The 18,649-nt window shown below is 66.6% G+C and carries 23 protein-coding genes; 16 read left to right on the forward strand and 7 right to left on the reverse strand.

From position 1 onward, the window contains the following. Positions 1-94 precede the first annotated feature (94 nt). A complete protein-coding gene (locus G3A50_RS03715) occupies positions 95-886 on the forward strand; it encodes an ATP-binding cassette domain-containing protein (RefSeq protein WP_246252099.1) in 792 nt (263 codons plus the stop codon). Beyond that, on the forward strand, positions 883-1,788 hold the full coding sequence (locus G3A50_RS03720) for an ABC transporter permease subunit (protein ID WP_163074005.1): 906 nt from the start codon (positions 883-885) through the stop codon (positions 1,786-1,788). Before G3A50_RS03715 ends, G3A50_RS03720 begins: the two co-directional genes overlap by 4 nt. A gap of 69 nt (positions 1,789-1,857) precedes the next feature. Here G3A50_RS03720 and G3A50_RS03725 read toward each other — a convergent pair whose 3' ends face one another. The 5 genes from G3A50_RS03725 to G3A50_RS03745 are packed head-to-tail and all read right to left on the reverse strand — an operon-like array spanning position 1,858 to position 6,787. Then, positions 1,858-3,081 (reverse strand): acyl-CoA dehydrogenase family protein, encoded by a 1,224-nt coding sequence (locus G3A50_RS03725; RefSeq protein ID WP_163074006.1) that lies wholly within the window; start codon positions 3,079-3,081, stop codon positions 1,858-1,860. Positions 3,082-3,088: 7 nt separating this feature from the next. After that, positions 3,089-4,087, reverse strand: coding sequence for an NrtA/SsuA/CpmA family ABC transporter substrate-binding protein (locus G3A50_RS03730; RefSeq protein ID WP_163074007.1), 999 nt, complete (start codon positions 4,085-4,087; stop codon positions 3,089-3,091). Positions 4,088-4,105: 18 nt separating this feature from the next. Continuing rightward, on the reverse strand, positions 4,106-4,834 hold the full coding sequence (locus G3A50_RS03735) for an ABC transporter ATP-binding protein (protein ID WP_163074008.1): 729 nt from the start codon (positions 4,832-4,834) through the stop codon (positions 4,106-4,108). Next, positions 4,831-5,673: an ABC transporter permease subunit gene (locus G3A50_RS03740; RefSeq protein WP_210255213.1), complete on the reverse strand. Its 843-nt coding sequence runs from the start codon at positions 5,671-5,673 to the stop codon at positions 4,831-4,833. Before G3A50_RS03740 ends, G3A50_RS03735 begins: the two co-directional genes overlap by 4 nt. 31 nt (positions 5,674-5,704) lie before the next feature. Then, entirely contained in the window at positions 5,705-6,787 is a 1,083-nt protein-coding gene (locus G3A50_RS03745; RefSeq protein WP_163074009.1) for an LLM class flavin-dependent oxidoreductase, read from the reverse strand. A gap of 301 nt (positions 6,788-7,088) precedes the next feature. Between G3A50_RS03745 and G3A50_RS03750 the strand changes: the two genes are divergently transcribed. From G3A50_RS03750 to G3A50_RS03760, 3 genes are all read left to right on the forward strand, one after another. Then, on the forward strand, positions 7,089-8,282 hold the full coding sequence (locus G3A50_RS03750; protein WP_163074010.1) for a DUF932 domain-containing protein: 1,194 nt from the start codon (positions 7,089-7,091) through the stop codon (positions 8,280-8,282). A 175-nt stretch (positions 8,283-8,457) separates the two neighbouring features. Continuing rightward, positions 8,458-10,521 (forward strand): ParB/RepB/Spo0J family partition protein, encoded by a 2,064-nt coding sequence (locus G3A50_RS03755; RefSeq protein ID WP_163074011.1) that lies wholly within the window; start codon positions 8,458-8,460, stop codon positions 10,519-10,521. Between the two features lie 69 nt (positions 10,522-10,590). Then, positions 10,591-11,625, forward strand: coding sequence for a DUF7146 domain-containing protein (locus G3A50_RS03760; RefSeq protein ID WP_163074012.1), 1,035 nt, complete (start codon positions 10,591-10,593; stop codon positions 11,623-11,625). Between the two features lie 102 nt (positions 11,626-11,727). Here G3A50_RS03760 and G3A50_RS03765 read toward each other — a convergent pair whose 3' ends face one another. Next, positions 11,728-11,910 (reverse strand): hypothetical protein, encoded by a 183-nt coding sequence (locus G3A50_RS03765; protein WP_163074013.1) that lies wholly within the window; start codon positions 11,908-11,910, stop codon positions 11,728-11,730. Positions 11,911-11,940: 30 nt separating this feature from the next. On the opposite strand from G3A50_RS03765, the gene G3A50_RS03770 reads away from it, so the two are divergent. From G3A50_RS03770 to G3A50_RS03790, 6 genes are all read left to right on the forward strand, one after another. Next, the gene (locus G3A50_RS03770) at positions 11,941-12,867 is read left to right on the forward strand and encodes a DUF2493 domain-containing protein (RefSeq protein WP_163074014.1); all 927 of its coding nucleotides are present in this window, start codon (positions 11,941-11,943) and stop codon (positions 12,865-12,867) included. 85 nt (positions 12,868-12,952) lie between these two features. Next, positions 12,953-13,207 carry a FitA-like ribbon-helix-helix domain-containing protein gene (locus tag G3A50_RS03775; protein WP_132036189.1) on the forward strand — a complete coding sequence of 85 codons (255 nt, stop codon included), beginning with the start codon at positions 12,953-12,955 and terminating at the stop codon, positions 13,205-13,207. Then, positions 13,204-13,626, forward strand: a complete 423-nt coding sequence (locus tag G3A50_RS03780; protein WP_163074015.1) for a type II toxin-antitoxin system VapC family toxin — start codon at positions 13,204-13,206, stop codon at positions 13,624-13,626. Before G3A50_RS03775 ends, G3A50_RS03780 begins: the two co-directional genes overlap by 4 nt. Positions 13,627-13,909: 283 nt before the next feature. Beyond that, positions 13,910-14,077: a hypothetical protein gene (locus G3A50_RS22365; protein ID WP_170308624.1), complete on the forward strand. Its 168-nt coding sequence runs from the start codon at positions 13,910-13,912 to the stop codon at positions 14,075-14,077. Positions 14,078-14,184: 107 nt separating this feature from the next. Then, the gene (locus G3A50_RS03785) at positions 14,185-14,625 is read left to right on the forward strand and encodes a hypothetical protein (protein WP_163074016.1); all 441 of its coding nucleotides are present in this window, start codon (positions 14,185-14,187) and stop codon (positions 14,623-14,625) included. A 636-nt stretch (positions 14,626-15,261) separates the two neighbouring features. Further along, positions 15,262-15,588, forward strand: coding sequence for a DUF736 domain-containing protein (locus G3A50_RS03790; protein ID WP_163074017.1), 327 nt, complete (start codon positions 15,262-15,264; stop codon positions 15,586-15,588). Positions 15,589-15,670: 82 nt separating this feature from the next. Here the strand turns inward: G3A50_RS03790 and G3A50_RS03795 are convergent, their stop codons facing one another. Then, entirely contained in the window at positions 15,671-15,919 is a 249-nt protein-coding gene (locus G3A50_RS03795; RefSeq protein WP_163074018.1) for a helix-turn-helix domain-containing protein, read from the reverse strand. Positions 15,920-16,166: 247 nt separating this feature from the next. On the opposite strand from G3A50_RS03795, the gene G3A50_RS03800 reads away from it, so the two are divergent. The 5 genes from G3A50_RS03800 to G3A50_RS03815 all read left to right on the forward strand — a co-directional run bounded on the left by G3A50_RS03800 (position 16,167) and on the right by G3A50_RS03815 (position 18,584). Beyond that, the gene (locus G3A50_RS03800) at positions 16,167-16,433 is read left to right on the forward strand and encodes a DNA -binding domain-containing protein (RefSeq protein WP_149574633.1); all 267 of its coding nucleotides are present in this window, start codon (positions 16,167-16,169) and stop codon (positions 16,431-16,433) included. A gap of 117 nt (positions 16,434-16,550) precedes the next feature. Continuing rightward, positions 16,551-16,892 carry a transcriptional regulator domain-containing protein gene (locus G3A50_RS22530; RefSeq protein ID WP_246252101.1) on the forward strand — a complete coding sequence of 114 codons (342 nt, stop codon included), beginning with the start codon at positions 16,551-16,553 and terminating at the stop codon, positions 16,890-16,892. A gap of 64 nt (positions 16,893-16,956) precedes the next feature. Next, the gene (locus G3A50_RS22535) at positions 16,957-17,283 is read left to right on the forward strand and encodes a DUF2285 domain-containing protein (protein ID WP_281355863.1); all 327 of its coding nucleotides are present in this window, start codon (positions 16,957-16,959) and stop codon (positions 17,281-17,283) included. A 123-nt stretch (positions 17,284-17,406) separates the two neighbouring features. After that, positions 17,407-17,688: a helix-turn-helix transcriptional regulator gene (locus G3A50_RS03810; protein ID WP_012172356.1), complete on the forward strand. Its 282-nt coding sequence runs from the start codon at positions 17,407-17,409 to the stop codon at positions 17,686-17,688. An 8-nt stretch (positions 17,689-17,696) separates the two neighbouring features. Continuing rightward, entirely contained in the window at positions 17,697-18,584 is an 888-nt protein-coding gene (locus G3A50_RS03815; RefSeq protein WP_163074019.1) for a replication initiator protein A, read from the forward strand. Positions 18,585-18,649: the final 65 nt, after the last annotated feature.

An 18,649-nucleotide genomic window follows, 5' to 3' on the forward strand; every position in this document is an offset into this window, starting at 1 on the left:
GACCCGCGACGAACTTGAAGGCCCGGCATTCGGCCCGTCTCGACGGGTCGGTGTCGGGCCCCTTTTCTCACCGCTCCTCATGAGGCTGACGCTCATGACCGTCCCGATGAAACTGACGATATTCCGCCTCGGCATGCGCTTTCAGCTCCCGCGCGGCGGTGACGTCGAGGTGTTGCGCGACGTGAACCTCGACGTCCCCGCCGGTGAACTGGTGGTGCTGCTGGGCGCTTCCGGCTGCGGAAAGTCCACCCTGCTCAACGCGATAGCGGGCTTTACCCGGCAGACCGAGGGCGAGGTATGGGTGGACAAGCGGCGCGTCACCGGCCCCGGCGCCGATCGCGGCGTCGTCCTTCAGACCGACGCGCTCTACCCCTGGCTGAACGCGCGCGAAAATGTCGCCTTCGGACTGCGTCTGCGCTCCATTGCACAAACCGAGCGGACCGCCCGCGCCGACGAAGCGCTCGCTCTGGTCGGCCTGGCCGGCAAGGGTGACCACGCGACCTGGCAGCTCTCCGGCGGACAGCGCCAGCGCGTGAGCCTTGCCCGCGCGCTCGTCGCCGATCCTGACATCCTGCTGATGGACGAACCCCTCGGCGCACTCGACGCGCTGACCCGCGAGCAGATGCAGGATCTCGTGCTGGAGGTCTGGCAGCGCACCGGCAAGACCATCGTCTTTGTCACCCACAGCCTCGACGAGGCGCTGTATCTCGGCACGCGCCTTATCGTGCTGGCCGGGCCGCCTGGGCGGATCGTCCTCGACGAGCCCCTCCCCTTCGCCCGCCGCGCCCTCCGCGAGGGCGGCGGCGCGAAAATCAAGTCCGCGCTCGACTTCGCCGCCGCCCGCGAAAGGTTGCGCGGTGTGATCTTTGCTGGAGCCCAGCCATGAGCCTTCATCCCGCTCCCTTCGTCAGTCCCGTCCCGGTAACGGAGCTCTCCCTGCCGTTCATCGTCCCGGCCGAAGGCGTGCCACGTGACGCGGACCAGACCGTTGACCGTCAGCGCACCAAAATCTCCCTCCCCGCGATCCCGGCGCGGGTCGCGATATCGCTGGGCACGATCGCCGGTTTCCTCGGCCTGTGGTGGCTTGTCACCGCGCTCCAGCTCGTCCCGGCGCTGTTCCTGCCCGCGCCCGGCGCGGTCGCCGAACGGCTTCTCCGCCTTGCGAACGAAGGCTTTGTCGATGCCACCCTGGCCCAGCATCTGGGTGCGAGCCTTATGCGCGTCTTCGCGGCGCTGCTGGCGGCGCTCGTGCTCGGCGTGCCGGCGGGGTTCGCCATCGGGCTCAGCACGGTGGGGCGCGGCATCCTCGATCCGGTGGTCGAGTTCCTCCGCCCGATCCCGCCGCTCGCCTATCTGCCGCTGGTCATCATCTGGGCCGGCATCGGCGAAACAGCCAAGGTGCTGGTCATCGCCCTCGCCATGCTGCCGCCGATCATCATCGCCACCGCCTCGGGTGTGCGCGCGGTCGACCGCAACCGGGTGAATGTCGCGCGGGCGCTCGGCGCAACACCGGCGCAGGTGCTGCGTTTCGTGGTGCTCCCCTCGACACTGCCCGCCCTTCTCACCGGCACCCGCATCGCGCTGGGCGCGGGCTGGTCGACGCTGGTCGCTGCCGAACTTGTCGCCGCCACGCGCGGCGTCGGCTTCATGATCCAGTCAGCGGCGAACTTCCTCGCCACGGACGTGGTGCTCGCGGGCATCATCGTCATTGCCGCTGTGGCGTTCGCCTTCGAATGTTCCGTGCGCCTCATCGAGCGCATATTCGTCGGATGGGCCGGCAGAGGCTAGGCTGCCGACCATTGCTCGACGTCTCCGTGTCCGGTGCCGCGCGGCCTTCCTGCGTGGCCGGCAGCCAGATCAGAAGAACCCCTTGGCCGGCAGCCGCGTCCCGTTCGCCTCGAAGGCGCCAATCGCTGCCGCCTTGGTCACACCGGGATTGTGCGTCGCAAGAGTCCGGGCGTTCCGCCAGTGGCGATCGAGGTTCCTGGCGCGGCTGGCGGCGCTGGCGCCCGCGAGATCGAAGATGCGGCCCGCGCTGCGAATGGCGAGTTCGTCCACAATAAGCTTGGCCCTTGCCGCGGCAAGAGCGGCGTCATGGGCGAGGGCGGCGTCGTCGCGTCCGCTGTCGCGCGCCGCGCCGACGGCATCGAGCACCTCGGCGGCCGCGAGCACGGCAGCTTCGGCCGCGAAGGCGTCGGTCGACAGCTCGCCGAGCACCTGCTGCAACAGCGGATCGTCCGCCGGCCGCTCGGCGTTGGCGTAGTAGAACGTGCGGGTACGCCCCAGCAGCAGCCGCCTTGCATCGTTCACCACAGCGCGCGCGATGCCGGCGACGATGGCGGTCACGTAGAGCTGCGCCAGCGTGTTGGAATAGGCGTGGCCATAGCCCACCCCGTCGGCATCGAAGACGACCTCGGCGCCCTCGACCCGCACATGGCGGAAATGGCCGGTGCCGGAGGCGGTAAGGCGCTGGCCGACGCCGTCCCAGTCATTGACGATCTCGATCCCCTCGCGCCGTACCGGGATGATCACTGACGCGAGCCGCTCGTCCGGCGTCGCCGCGCGCACCAGCACATAGTCGGCGTAGAGCGTGCCGGTGGTGTAGTATTTGGTGCCCTCCAACCGGAAGCCGTCGCCCTCCGGGGTGATGGTCGTCGCAGGCAGCACGCCGCCGGCCGACTTGGCGCCCAGTTCAATGTTGCCGAGGCCGAAGATGGCACCCCGCGCGATGGCGTCCTGCCAGACGCGGCCCTGGCCCTCCCGGGCCCGGCGCGCATAGAGCTCGTTCACGGTGAAATGGTTGCGGAAGATGTGCGCCACATTGGAGTCGGCCGCGCCGAGCCGGATGACGATCTTGAGTAATTGCCGGAAGGTCAGGCCGACAGTGTCGCCCCGCGGCAAACGCAGTGCGCCATAGCCCGCCTCGCGCAGCAGCGCCACCTCGGCGAAGGGGAGGATCCGCTCGCGTTCGCGCTCGCTGGCCCCGGCCTCGATCCGGTCGAACAGCGGCTGAAGGCGTGCAAGTTCGGCCTCTCCATCGGCGGGAGGCCGAAGGAAGGAAGCATCGACGGGCTTGTTCATGACACCCTCACACCACGGCCACGTAATCGGTGACCTTCACCTTCTCCGGCAACACCTTGCGCTCGCTCAGCCAGTCCGCAGCGGTCTGGAACTTGGTGAGGAAGCCCTCGTCGGTGACGGAATAGGCCGTGTATTTGCGCTTCAGCGAGATGAAGTGGTCGCGCACGGCTTCTGGGTATTTGAGCCCCTTGAAGGCGATGGTCTCCGCCTCGACATTGTTAGCGTTTGCCCACTCGGCCTCCGCGACGATCGCGGTGTTGAAGGCGCGCACCAGGTCGGGGTTCTCCTCGGCGAACTTGCGGCGGGTCAGATAGGTGTTGAAGTCGATCTGGAACGGAAGGTCCCGCTCCTCGATGAACACATCCTGCGCGTCGTACTCGACGCGGGCGATGTCGACACCGGGGCTCCACATCGACCAGGCATCTACCTTGCCGGCGGCCAGCGCCGGGGCGGCGTCGGGCGGGTTGAGATAGACGAAATTGACCTTGGAGCGGTGGATATTGTGCTTCTCCAGCGCCGCGACGACGAGGAATTCGCCGAGACCGGAGCGGTTCACCGCCACCGATTTGCCGATGAGATCTTCGACCTTGGAAATGCCGGAGCTTTTCTTCGCGATGATAGCGGTAGTGCGCGGCTCATAGATGAAGAACTGGGTAAAGACGAGCGGCGAGCCGGCGAGGATCGCCGCTAGCGCCGGCGTCGTGCTGCCGCCGAAGGCATAGTCGGCCGTGCCGCCGGTCACCGCCTGCATGGTCGGCGCATGATTGGGAAATGGGCCGATCCATTCGACCTTGATGCCCTGGTCGGCGAGCCGCTTCTCCAGCGCCCCATGCTCCTTGGCGAGGTAGCTCAAGCCGAAATAACCCCAGGTCAGGCGCAGCGTGTCGGTGTTGCGCCCGGTCGCAGAGAATGCCGGGCCGGTGCCCGCGAGACCCGCCGCCGCGACACCGGCGAGCGACGTCGCCAGAAACCTGCGGCGCGACGGGGTGAAGATCGAGTTCGACATGGAGATATTCCTGTTAAATCAATAAGATGGTGATTTTTCATTGCGAACGGAGACGCCAAGCTCGCTCAGCAGTTCGGCTCGTGCGGCAGCCACGTCCTGGTCGGGGGTAAGGCGATGTTCGGCGGCGATGACGCCGTCGCGCATGACGAGGATGCGATCACCGAGCCGGATCGCCTCGTCGACATCGTGGGTGACCAGCAGAACGCCCGGCTGGTGACGGGCGACAAGGTCCTTGACGAGGCCGTGCATGCGCAGGCGGGTCAGCGCATCGAGCGCGGCGAAGGGCTCGTCGAGCAGAAGCAGCTTCGGCTCCTGCACCAGCGCGCGGGCCAGCGCCACGCGCTGCGCCTGCCCGCCGGACAGGTTGCGCGGCCAGTCGTCGAGCCGGTCGCCGAGCCCTACCTCCCCCAACGCAGCCGCCGCACGCGCGCGCGCATCGGCGACAGTAAGGCCGAGCGTCACATTGCGCCACAGCGTCTCCCAGGGCAGCAGCCGGTGCTCCTGAAACACCACCGCCGGGCGGCCAGGCACCTCGATCGTGCCGCCCTGAACCGGGTCGAGCCCCGCCAGGGCCCGCAGCAGCGTGGTCTTGCCGCAGCCACTCTCACCCAGAAGCACGACGAACTCGCCCTGCCCGATCACCAGATTGAGGTGGTCGATGACGCTCCGCTCGCCATAGGCACGGCGCAGATTCGAGACCACCACGGCGTTCTTCTGGAACGCCTCGGCACGCGGCTGCACGGTCATCGCCCGGCTCCATAGTTCGGGTGCCATTTGAGCAGGCGGCGTTCGAGCAGCCGCGCGAGGCTGTCTGCCGCCACGCCGATCAGCGCGTAGATGATGACGGTCAGCACAATGACGTCGGTGCGCAGGAACTCGCGGGCGTCGAGCGCGAGGAAACCGAGCCCCGCCTGCGCACCGATGGTCTCGGCGACGACGAGGGCGAGCCATGCGGTCGCCAAAGAGAAGCGAACGCCCGTGAGGATGGAGGGCAGTGCGCCCGGCAGGATGATCCGCGCGATCAGTTCCCAATTGCTCAGCCCCTGCACGCGGCCAAGCTCGACCAGCTTCGGGTCGACCTGCCTTATGCCGAGCGTGGTGTTGACGTAGATCGGAAAGGCGACACCAAGCGCGACGAGGAAGATCTTCTGCCCCTCCCCCACGCCCAGCCAGACGATGACCAGCGGCAGCACGGCCAGGAACGGGATCGCCCGCACCATCTGCACGCTGCGGTCGATGAAAGCCTCCGCGATGCGGGAAAAGCCGACAAGCGTGCCGAGCGCGAAACCGATTCCACCGCCAATCGCAAAGCCGATCGCCGCGCGCAGCAGGCTGACCGCGAGGTCGTGCAGCAGCGTGCCGGAGACCGTGAGCTTGTAGGCGGTCAGGGCCACCTTGCTGGGCGCCGGCAGGAGGTGCGGCTCGATCCACCCAAGCCGCGCCAGCACCTCCCAGGTGACGAGCAGCAGCACTGGGACGAGCCAGGACAGGGCGACGAGGCCGTTCTGCCCCAGCCGGAAGCCCGGCGACGGTGCGGACGAATACGTCCGGCCCTCAATGGCAGCGAACTGCGTTGTCACACTCATTCCGGCTCTCTCTCGTCAAGCGGCTAAGGTTTCAGGCGTCGGAAAGCGCGAGCGCCGGCGCGACGTTGCCGGCGGCACGCAGGCGGGGGATGACCTCCCCCGCGAAACGGCGCAACTCGGCGCGCAGCGGCTGGAATTGCAGCATGAACAGCTCGATCCCGGCGCGGTGGAAGGCGAGGATCCGCTCGCTCACCTGGTCGTAGGACCCGACGAGTCCAGCGGCGGTTCCGCCATTGGTGCCGACACGCACCGACTGCGCCATGGTTTGGAACATCACGGTCTTGGGGTCGGCGTGCTTGCGCTGGAGCGCGTGGACGTCCGCATCCTGTTTGGCTAGGTCGACAAGGCGCTTATAGGCCTCGCGCGCCTCGGCCTCCGTCGCGCGGGCGATCACGAAAGCAGAGAGGCCGAAGCGCAGCGGCGCGCCCTCGCGCGGGCGGCGACGCAGATCGGCGATCAGGCTGGCGACATCGGCGAGCGGCTGGCCGTTGATGAACCAGACATCGCTGTGGTCAGCCGCCAGCGCCCGGGCGGGCTCGGATTCGCCGCCGATATAGATGGAGGGACGTGCCCGATGCAGGTCGCGCGGCGTCAGTTTGTAGTCCGTGATCGAGAAATGCTGTCCCTTATGGCTGACGGTCTCGCCTGACAGCAGCCGGGAGACGATCGAAATCCACTCCCGGCCATAGTCGTAGCGGGCATCATGCTCGCCGAAGGCAATGCCGGCCTTCTCGAACTCGGCGCTGTTCCAGGCATTGATGAGGTTGATGCCGAACCGGCCACCGCTGATGTTCTCGATCTGCAGCGCCATCTTGGCGAGGAAGACCGGGTGGAAGATGAACGGCTTGATGGCTGCGATGATCTCGATCCGGCTGGTCAGCGCCGCCAGCGCCGCCGCCGCCGTCCAGGTTTCCAGTTGGTCATGGTTCGGCAGATGGGGATTGACGGTATGCTGGGCGATCAGCGTCGAATGGAAGCCAAGCTGCTCGGCTTCCAGGATGACCGCCTTGTTGTGCTCCCATGACGCATCGAACGCCTCTTCAGGATCGTTCAACGCCGCGCGCGGACCGTGCACCGGCGCCCATACGCCAAAACGGATACCCTGGAACGCCATGGCCTGCCTCTCAGCTAATAATCTATAGATTAAATAGATATTTGTAGGCGGGGTGTCAAATACGTCATCCGCCGGTCGCCCGGTGGATGAGTTCGAAGCCGAGGCCAGGGCATCACCGCCGTCTCTGAAATCAACGGGGACATGCATTTCCGAGGCGTTGCCCCTTGCCGGCGTGACGGCTCAGACGCTCCATCTGGGTGCCCTTCTTCAGGCCTCATAAAGTTAAAGGCACGCGTCGGCTTCGTGACGGGTTGAGTGCCGAGAGAGAGTCTTCCGGCGCCCGTCATGGAGATTGAACCCCATGAATATGCAGGTTCTGGATGCCGGTCGGGACGCCGCCGGCGGCTACAAGGTTGATGTCACACGCGGCGAGCGGGTCGGCCGCGTGTCGTCGGAGTGGTTCTCCCGGCCGGATGACGAACGGTTCCTGTCGCTCGACGAGTTGGCCGAGATGGTGCGAGGCCGGGCCGATCACAGCCAGTCGCGCCTCGTCGAGACGTCCCGCATCCACGTCGAGGTGAGCCGCTCCAATGCCGAGCGGCTGTCGCTGGTCCTGCCCGGGGCAGACGCACCCGCCGAGCCGAACCATTGGTCGTTCGGCCAGCTCGCTGCCCAGATCGGTGCACCGGCCGCCTATCTGCGCCAGCTTCCCGCCGCGCTCGCCGGCATCAATCTGCAATATGGCCTGACCTCGCACCGCGCCGAGCAGATCAAGACCTATGAGACCACCAATGGTCGCGTCGAGCTCCGCGCGGTGACCGGCCCCGACTATGGCCGCATCTATGATCACGAGCTGGTCGAGGCGGTGCAGCGCATCGCCGGCAACGGAACCGGCGACACACGCTGGAAGGTGCCGGGCGTGCTCAACTGGTCGACGGGCGTCTACAATCCGCATGTCGACATCACCAAGGATACGACGACGCTCTACGCCTCTGACCGTGACGTGTTCCTGTTCCTGGTAGACGATCTGAACCCGATCGAGGCCGGGCATTTGCCCGACGGCTCGCCGGACCTCTATTTCCGGGGCTTCTACTGCTGGAACTCGGAGGTGGGCGCCAAGACGCTTGGCATCGCGAGTTTCTATCTGCGTGCCGTCTGCCAGAACCGCAATCTCTGGGGCGTCGAGGATTTCCAGGAGATCACCATCCGCCACTCAAAATACGCTGCCTCCCGCTTCGCGCACGAGGCAGCGCCGGCACTCACTCGCTTCGCCAATTCCTCGCCCATGCCCTTCGTCATCGGAATCAAGGCAGCACGGGAGAAGATCGTCGCGCGCACCGACGAGGACCGCGGCGACTTTCTGCGCAACCGGGGCTTCTCCAGGGCCGAGACCGCCAAAATCATCGACACGGTACTGGCCGAGGAAGGGCGCAAGCCCGAGAGCATCTTCGACTTCGTGCAGGGCATCACCGCGGTTGCACGCGACAAGTCCCACCAGGATGCGCGGCTCGACCTCGAGGGCCGGGCCAAGAAGCTGCTCGATCGAGCAGCCTGACTTCCGGAAAGCCGGAGATGCGGAGATCCGTGTCTCCTGCTTTGCGCTTTTGCGGATCTGCGGTTCTGCGGTTCTGCGGCGTCGCCCTCCAGAGTGAGAGGGCGGCGCTGCGCTTCGTGACGGGTTGGAAGGCCGAGAGAGAGGCTCCCGGCCGCCCGTCGCGGAGGTGCCTTCCATGGCGACCAATGTTCAGAAGATCACGCTCTCGCCCTCGCGCGACATCCCCTTCAACAAGCTCCTACTCAGCCAGTCGAACGTCCGGCGCATCAAGGCTGGGGTGTCGATCGAGGAACTGGCCGAGGACATCGCCCGCCGCGGCCTGCTGCAGGGCCTGAGCGTCCGGCCCGTTGTCGATGACGCCGGTGTCGAGACCGGCATGTTCGAGATCCCGGCCGGCGGGCGGCGCTATCGGGCGCTAGAGCTGCTGGTGAAGCAGAAGCGCCTCGCCAGGACCGCGCCGGTGCCCTGCGTCATCCGCGAAGGCGGTATCGCCGAGGAGGATTCGCTCGCCGAGAATATCCAGCGCGCGCCGCTGCACCCGCTTGACCAGTTCCGCGCCTTCCTCGCTCTGCGTGAGAAGGGCCAGTCGGAGGAGGAGATAGCTGCTGCCTTCTTCGTCTCCGTCGGCGTGGTGAAGCAGCGCCTCAAGCTCGCCTCGGTCTCGCCGGTGCTGCTGGAGGTCTATGCCGAGGACGGCATGACGCTTGACCAGCTCATGGCTTTCACCGTCTCCGGCGACCATGCGCGCCAGGAACAGGTCTTCGAGCGGCTGAAGACCTCCTATGAAAAGCAGCCCTATGCCATCCGCCGCATGCTGACCGAAGGGGCGGTCCGCGCCTGTGACAAGCGCGCCCAGTTCATCGGCCTCGAGGCCTATGTCGAGGCCGGCGGCACCATCCTGCGCGACCTGTTCCAGGGCGACGACGGCGGCTGGCTGCAGGATATCGCGGTCGTCGACCGGCTGGTGGCCGAGAAGCTCAAGGCCGAGGCCGACGCTGTCGCCGCCGAGGGGTGGAAGTGGGTCGAGATGGCCCCGGACTTCGCCTATGGCCACACCTACGGCCTGCGCCAGCTGCGCGGCGAGACCGTCCCGCTCACCACCGAGGATGAAGCTAGCCGCGACGCCCTGCAGGCGGAATATGATCGCATGTCGGACACCTATGCCGAGGCGGATGAACTGCCGGACGATGTCGATGCGCGGCTCGGCGAGATCGAGACGGCGATCGAAGCCTTCGAGGCGCGTCCGATCACCTTCGATCCGCTGGATGTGGCGCACGCCGGCGCCTTCGTCAGCATCGCCCATGATGGCGCATTGCGCATTGAGCGCGGATATGTCCGACCCGAGGACGAACTGCCGGTGGAGCCCGAAGTCGCAGCCGAAAACGCCGAGCCGCACCTTGTCGCGGCTGCGGCTATGCGTACCGGCGAGGCCGTCATGGCAGATGCGCCGACGCCCGAGCCCGAGGAGGACGAAGGGCTGTCTGCGCTCTCGGACCGGCTGATGACCGAGCTGACCTCGCATCGCACGCTCGGGATCCGCCAGGCGCTGGGCGAGCAGCCCGACGTCGCCTTCCTCGCGGCCCTGCATGCCCTGACGCTGAAGAGCTTCTATCGCTACGGCTCGGATAGCTGCCTCGAACTCGACCTGAAGAGCGTAGCGTTCAGCGCGCAGGCGCCGGGGCTGAATGACAGCGCCTCGGCCGCGGCAATCCATGCCCGGCATGAGGGCTGGGCCAAGGTTCTGCCGAAGGAGTCGGGTGAGCTCTGGGAGGCCCTTCGGGAATGGGACAGCGACAGCCGCTCCGGCCTGTTCGCCCATGTGGTGAGCCTGTCGGTGAACGCCGTTCATGAGGCCTGGCACCGGCGCCCGCGCGCGCTCAACCATGCCGATCAACTCGCCCGCGCCGTTGACCTCGATATGGCGGCAGCCGGGTGGAAGCCGACCGTGGACAATTTTCTAGGCCGGGTCACCAAGGCCCGCATTCTGCAGGCGGTGAGCGAGGCGAAGGGCGCGCACGCTGCGGACCGCATCGCGCACCTGAAGAAGGGCGACATGGCCCGCGAGGCCGAAGCGCTGCTCACTGAGACCGGCTGGCTGCCGGAACCGCTGCGCGGAGCCGAACCGGAAGCCGGCGAAGCAACGGCGGCGCAGGACGGCACAACGGCCATGGGCGAAGACGAATGCCCTAGGGATACTGAGGACACCACGGATATCCCCCCTGCCGTGGCGGCGGAGTAACCTTCAACACGATCCTGAACCTCGGCCCGCCGGCTCCGTTGGCGGGCCTTTGCTTTTGAAAAGCTCGCCATGTCCGGGACTGCTCAAGATCTGTCGCGCCGGCTCGCGGATAGGGCCGAAGCCGTCTGCCGTCGCTATCTCTCCAATGGACGCCGGGAGGGCCGGTACTGGCTCGTCGGCGATATCAGAAACACGCTCGGCCGCTCGCTTTTCGTCCGGCTCCATGCATCCGCGAAGGGGCCGGCTGGCAAATGGACCGATGCCGCCACCGGCGAACATGGCGATCTTCTCGACGTCATCCGCGGATCCCTCGGTCTCACCGACTTCATTGACGTTGCCGACGAAGCACGGACGTTTCTCAGCCTGCCGCATCCCGAACTGGAATCCACATCACCACCTCGCCGTGTCCTGCCGGCTCCATCAGGGTCAGTCGAAGCGGCACGGCGGCTGTTCGCCATGTCGCAGCCCCTCGCCGGGACTATTGCAGAGACGTATCTGCGCCGACGCGGCATCACGCTTTTGCACGGAACCGGAAACCTGCGTTTTCATCCGCGCTGCTACTACAAGCCCGACGACCGCCCGTCAGAGACCTGGCCCGCCATGATCGCCGCCGTCACCGACCTCACCGGTAGGATCACCGGCGTACACCGCACCTGGCTCGCGCCCGACGGCTCGGACAAGGCTTCAGTCGACACGCCGCGCAAGGCGATGGGTGATCTGCTTGGGTCTACCGTCCGCATCGGCGTGCCAGACAGCGTGATGGCGGCGGGCGAAGGCATCGAGACCATGCTGTCGCTCCGACAGGTCCTCCCCAGCATGGCGATGGCGCCGGCGCTCTCGGCATCGCATTTGGCCGCCATCCTGTTCCCGCCTGCCTTGAGGCGGCTCTATATCGTCCGCGACAACGATCCTGCCGGTGACTCCGCGCGGGACACGCTGATCGAACGGGCGAACGCCGAGGGGATCGAGGCCGTTCCGTTGTCGCCAGCGCTCGGGGACTTCAACGAGGATCTCCAGCGGCTGGGTATGGATGCCCTCCGGATGGGTGTTCGGGTGCAACTCGCACCGGAGGACGTCGCGCGCTTCCTAAGCCCGGCCCCATAGCCGGAAAGGGCTGAACGGCGATGCGTGGCCGCCATATCCGCAAGGATGCGTCAGTAACAGCAAGAGGACCGCGCCTTGCGCCTTCGAGAGGGCGATCGGCCATCAGCCGGACCGGATCGGCAATGGCTGCCGCCGACGATTTTCCGGCGCGGCCTTCAGGCCGCTTTCCATCGCGAAGCAAAATCGCCGGCTTGTCGCCATCCTCCGCTGCGCTTCGGCCCTGCCGCTTCGCTCCGGGTGCAGGTCCGTCCCGTCCGACGGCTTCGTCGCCATGAAGGCCGCCACGGCAAGCGGTCCACACCGACGGAGCATCCCATGAGCGTGCATGACGACCACGAGCCGCACCACGTCTCATCCCCAACCGAGCACCTGATCCAGGAATTGCAGCTCCACGGCCATCGTCCGTCCGACGACGAACGCGACCAGCGCCCGCCACCGCAGGACCGCCTCATCGACGGCGCCATCGCCGATATCTTCGACGCCCTGGTCGCCACGATCACCGACACCAGCCTCGATGCCGAGCTTCCCGATCTCCTCTGGTCGACCGTCAACATGTTCCACCGCGCCGTGGACCGGATCGAGCAGAAGCTTGACGTCAACGAGCAGGCCCAGAAGCAGCTTCAGCATGAACAGGACGGCTCCGAGGTGAAGTCCCTGGAGCTCGAGCGTCTGATCGACATCGGCATGAACCTGATCGGCCGCCGCGACGGCATGGAAACCTTCCGCGAGGCCGCCGCCGAACGCTACCGTATCGCCACCGGCTCTCCCTGGACGCCACGCGCCGGATCACGGGTCAACCATCGCCACCTCACCGCATCGCTGATCGACAGCCGGGATTTCCTCGCCGCCAGACGGCGCGCGGATAACGAGTTGCTCGTGCCCGCCGGGCCGAAGATCGCCTTCTCGGGTGGCGATACCGCCGAGCACAGGCAGATCTGGGCCAAGCTCGATCAGATTCACGCCAAGCACCCGGACATGGTGCTGCTGCATGGCGGCTCGCTCAAAGGCGCCGAGAAGATCGCGTCCCTCTGGGCCGACAGCCGCAAGGTGCCGCAGGTGGCCTTCAAACCCGACTGGACGAAGCACGCCAAGGCCGCGCCTTTCAAGCGCAACGACCAGATGCTGAACGTGGTGCCGATCGGGGTTGTGATCTTCCCCGGCACCGGCATTCAGGACAATCTGGCCGACAAGGCCCGTAAGATGGGCATCCCGATCTATCGGTTCGGCTCTGGGGGCGCATAAGCGCCACAAAACCCGCCAACTTGAAAATGATGGCAAATTATCTATTTTGCTATCAACGCTATCAGATGTGCTGGGAGGCGCCATCATGCCCGCAGTGACGATCCGGAATCTCTCCGAGGCGACGCACCGCGCCTTGAAGGTGCGCGCGGCCCAGCATGGCCGCAGCACCGAAGCCGAGATGCGCGACATCCTTGAGACCGCCGTTCGCCCTGACACGCGCCTCCGGCTCGGGACGGCGCTCGCGGAGCGTAGCCGCCGCCTCGGCTTGACCAATGAGGACATCGACGCCCTCAGCCCGGCGCGAGATAGAACGCCCGCCGAGCCCATGAGCTTCGAATGATTCTTCTCGACACCAATGTTATCTCGGAAGCGATGAAGCCCGTCCCCGACGACGCCGTGCGGGCGTGGCTCGACGAGCAGGTGGCCGAGACGCTCTATCTCTCCAGCGTCACCATTGCCGAACTGTTGTTCGGCATCGGCGCGCTGCCAGCTGGCAAGCGCAAGGACAAGCTCACGGAGGCCTTGGGCGGGGCGATGGAGCTGTTCACTGATCGCGTTCTGCCGTTCGATGTCGCTGCCGCACGACGCTACGCCGACCTCGCGGTGAAAGCGCGGGCGGCTGGGAAGGGCTTTCCGACGCCCGATGGCTATATTGCTGCGATTGCGGATTCCCGGGGCTTCGCTGTGGCCACGCGCGATACCAGTGCGTTCGACGCCGCCGGTGTGGCGGTCATCAATCCGTGGAATGTGGAACGCTGACAACCTGCCACGAGCAGCACGCGTTGGACCTGGCAACCCCGCGGAAGCGACCGGCGCGGCAACCCACCATCCAGGTGTCCTGACCGGACGCCCCCCCCCCGCTTCACGACGCTGATCCTTGGGTCCAGCCGATGGCCTGACGCCATCAACCCATGGAGGGTCGGGCTACGCTGCGCGTGCCGCCGCTCCGGCTGCGCCTCGCGCGGTGATTGCGGCCACCGGCCGGCCTCTTCGGGCGCCTGTCAGCGGGGGATGGACCTCCGCTCGAGCAGGAGCCAGGTCGATGTCCGCCCAGATCGCTCACGCCTTCGCCTTCAGCCTCGCCACCACCCTGATGGCCACCGTCGTCATCTTCCGCGCCGGTGACGGCACGCTCTCCGTCGCCCCAGCTGCCGAATATGACGGCGAAGAAGCCGCGATCGTCCGCGAAATCGACCCCTTCGCCTCCTGAGAGGCGAACAGGCGGCCATGAATGGCGGCCGCCGCCAATTCTGCTTATCGGGCGAGTGCGTCGGAGGCGGTGGCGACGCATCCCTCTGATCTTACGGAGCCGCCCCCATGATCTTCATCGGCATTCTGCTTAGCATCGCCGTCATCGGGTTCCTCTGCTGGCTGCTCTTCACGCTGGCGGTATTCGCGTTGCCGCTGTTTGCGGGCATCACGGCGGGCACATGGGCCTATGGCACCGGCACCGGATGGCTCGGCGCTATGCTTGTCGGCTTTGCTGCCGTAGCCCTGACCTTCGGCCTAGGCAGTTTCCTACTCTCCGCCGTCCGCGCCACCTGGGTGCGCCTGCTCATCGGCGCCGCCTTCGTCGTCCCGGCTGCGGCGGCAGGCTTCCACGCCACCCATGGCATCGTGAAGCACACCATGCCCTCGCAGACGTGGCACATCGCGTTTTCGGTTCTCGGAGCCGGAGTGGTCGGCATTGTCGCCTTTGTGCGCATCACCGGAAGGAAGGCGTTCGGCCCTTCTGACGGGCACAGCTCCCCTCCCTGACACCGCGATATGCCTTCGGAGCACCGGACCGCTGCTGACTTGATCATCCGCGTCATCCGGTTGGCCCGGGAGGGAGTGAAGATCCGGAGCGTAGGCTTAGCTCTGTAGTGTGGCCGGGCTGGCGCGTGTGCAGGACGGCGGTCCGCATCGCAGTCGGAGGGGCCCCTCGGGTTAGGGCATTCGCGACGTAGGCGGGACGGGAAATGCGTAGCTTGGCCAAGCTCAGGGCATCGTGTGGCGGTGCTGGCCGGTCGGGTCTCTGTACCCGGCACGACGGCCTGTACCTCTCGGTCATCCATCCGCGCTGTGCCCACTCCCGACGGCCTCTTCAATGGCCTGATCTGGCCGAAGGACGGCTTCGCCTCGAGCGCCTATGCCACAACGGCTGGCCCCGACTTTCTTCCCCTGCCGACGCTCACCCCGCGCGCTGCGCGGGGACCCCGGATCGCCGTCATTCCTCGCGAAGCAACAAAGTCGCGCCTGTGCCGTCCTCCGCTGCGCTGCGGTCGCAATCCTCACCCCATCGCGCGATCGCGACGGGGACCCCGAGGCGATGTGCCGTCGCTCGCCTTCGGCCTCCCGATCGCCACCGAGGCCGCAATGGTGCGGGCTCAGAAGACAGGACGGAGACGGAACATGGCCACCATCGGCACCTTCAAGAAGACCGGCACCAACGAGTTCACCGGCGACATCGTCACCCTCGGCGTGCAGGCCCGGGGCGTGCGCATCGTCCCGGACACCCGCGCCACCGGCGAGAACGCCCCCAGCCACCGGGTCCTGGTCGGCCGCGCCGAGATCGGGGCCGCCTGGTCCAAGCGCTCCACCGAGGGCCGCGACTATCTGGGCCTCAAGCTCGACGATCCGAGCTTCACCGCCGCCATCTACGCCAACCTCTTCGATGACGAGGACGGAGAGAACTTCTCCCTCATCTGGTCCCGCCCCAACGGGCGCCGCAGCGACTGACGTGCGGGCTGCGCCCCCGGCCGACAAGGCCGGGGGCGCTATCCATCGAAAAGCGGGAATACGCGATGGCGCCAATAGAGCCCTACTTGTCGTCCTCAGGATCGATCTCGGTCGGCTCTTTCGGCGGACGCAGGAGCAGGTCGGAGGCCTCGGCGCCGAGAACCGAGGCTAGCCGCTCCACCACATCGATGCTGGCATTGTAAACGCACCGCTCGAGCGAGCTGACATAGGTGCGATCAATGCCCGCGAGGTGCGCAAGCTCCTCCTGCGACAGCCTCTTGGCCAGCCGCAAGGCCTTCAGATTGCGCGCGAACACCTCTCGGATCTCCATGGCCGAGAGAGCAGTCGCTTGATGAGTATTTCACCACGGAGTATTCTCTACATCGCACTGACGACGGCGTGGGCGGCGGTCGCAGTGTGCCTCACATCGTCAGTGCCAAGAGACCGTAAATCAGCTTTGCGCACCGGCGACGCGGCGTTCGGCTTTGTGAGCACCCATGATAGAATGATCCCAAATGCAGTCCCATACCGTCGCCGACGGCTCGGCCTGCGACAGAAGAAACGGCAGCCTGCGGGAGATGGACGTGGCCAAGGCGTTTGATGATAAGGCGCCGTCTGTTCAGAAACTGACTGCCTATGACCGCACCCATATCAAGCTCTATATGCGCCTCCTCGACGCGACCACTGAGGGAGCCGACTGGCAGGAAGTGGTGATTGTCCTGTTCGGGATTGATCCGGCGCAGGAACCTGCCCGCGCCCGCGCGGTGCATGACAGCCATTTGGAGCGCGCCCGCTGGCTCGCCCAGACAGGCTATCGCGATCTGCTCCCGCATCGTGTGAACTGAAGCCCCAGTGCAGGTGATGCGCACACCGCATCACCTGTTGCCTGTCGGGTGAGTTCTGCCTCGCGATGCAATCCTTAATTGCTGATCCCAACGGCATGTACCGTCTGGGAGTCGATCATGAAGCCCGATACGTCGCGCTGGCGAGACAGTCGGACCTACGACTATTTCGATGATCTCTCTGTGGAGGGATTGGCCTGGGAGTGCCTGAGGCGGGATCCATCCTACCAGCAGGCCTATCGCGGCCTCATGGAGACCGGCAATTCGGCAGCGCCGCTGCCAGCCGAGGCCGAACATCTCTGGGGGTTGCGATGTTGCCGCGAGACCCTCGCTCCCCGCGACCCGGCAGCTTGTCTACTGGTCCCCGCGGATCAACCCGGCCGTCACCGTCCTGACAGAGCTTCCCGACTATCTGCTGGGCACCGGCACGACGCCGCAGGCTGTACCTGCCGAAGCACCTGATCATGCAGCGCCGCCGCATCTTTCGCTTTCTAGCGTTGGCCCCGGCGTACCGATTGCCGCCCTGATCCCCTTCGACGATGACCTGCCCGGCCGCATCGAGGCGCTGAACCGCCTCTGGCATGCGCACCGTGGAAGGCGCGTGCCGCCCGACACCCGCATGACCCACCAGCAGCGTGCGCGCCTGCGGCGGATGCTTCAAGCCTGCGACGGGCGAAACCGGGGCGCGAGCTACCGCGACATTGCCGAGGCCATCTTCGGCACAGAGCGGGTCGCGGCCGATCCCTGGAAGACGTCTCCCTTGCGCGACCGCGTCATCGGCCTTGTGGAAGGCGGCACCGGCCTGATCGCGGGCGGCTATCTGCGGCTGTTCCGTCACCGCCGCCGCGCGTGACGAGGTGGGGATTTTAGCCCCCCCAATCTTCCCCATCCCTCCCGACATTCCTCCTCCGCCACCGTGGTCACCGTCCGCCGCCGCACTCCGGCGGCTCCCGCCACGCCCACGGAGGCCCGCTCCATGCGACCCGATCTCGCCACCCTCCCGCCGCGCTATCTGCGCACCAAGGAAGCCGCCGAGTTTCTCAGCCTGTCGGCCCGCACGCTTGAGAAGCATCGCACCTATGGCACCGGCCCCGCCTATCGCAAGCTCGGCGGGCGCGTCGTCTATTCCATCGACGACCTGCAGGCCTGGACGGATCGCGGCGCGGTCACCTCGACCTCCGATCCGCGCGGCACCGTGCTGCCGGCCAAGCGCCACGCGCTTGCCGCCGGTTCGTTCGCCGGCCGCGCTGCGCGCTGAGCGCCCCCATGGCGGCGCGGCATCACAGTCTCTCGGAGCGCGGACAGCTCGATCTGTTCCGCGCCCTGCCAGGCGACTTCGCGCCACGAGACGCGCAGGATCTCATGGCCTATCCCTTCTTTTCCCTCTCCAAGACGCCGCGCGTCGCGCCGATCGATTTCCGAACTGGAAGCATCGCCATCAGGGTCGAGGCCGTGCCCGACCACGGCATGGCGACCATCTGGGACGCCGACATTCTCATCTGGGCGGCAAGCCAGATCGTTGAGGCGCGCGACGCGGGGCTTCGCACCTCGCGCCTGATGGCGGCAACGCCCTATGAGATCCTAACCTTTGTCGGGCGCGGCACCTCGCTGCGCGACTATCAGCGCCTCAAGGCCGCGCTTGACCGTCTCCAGTCGACGACGATCTCGACCACCCTCCGCCAGCCGGCGGAGGGACGCCGGCACCGCTTCTCCTGGATCAATGAATGGCAGGAACGGACGGACCGCAACGGCCGGCCCGATGGCGTCGACCTTATCCTGCCGGACTGGTTCTACAGGGCCGTGCTCGACGACGCCCTCGTGCTCACCATAGACCGGGCCTATTTCGGGCTAACGGGCGGGCTGGAGCGATGGCTTTACCGACTGGTGCGCAAGCATGGCGGGCACCAGGACCACGGCTGGAGCTTCGACGTCGCTCACCTCCACGCCAAATCCGGCAGCCTCTCGCCCCTCAAGCACTTCGCCTATGACCTGCGCGCGATCGTCGGCCGCCAGGCGCTGCCCGGCTACCGGCTCGGCATGCGCCGCCAGACGGACGGTGCCGACATCCTCTCCTTCGTCGAGATCGACGCTGCACGCCTTGCCCTGCCAACCCGCCGCCGTCTCGCGGCCATCCGATCTGGGGACAAGCTGTGAATCATCTCGTGCTATCGGGGACCAGCACCCTCGTGCGATCAGGGACCGGTTCCTCGTGCTATCGG

Source organism: Ancylobacter pratisalsi (assembly GCF_010669125.1).
Taxonomy (GTDB): Bacteria; Pseudomonadota; Alphaproteobacteria; order Rhizobiales; family Xanthobacteraceae; genus Ancylobacter; species Ancylobacter pratisalsi.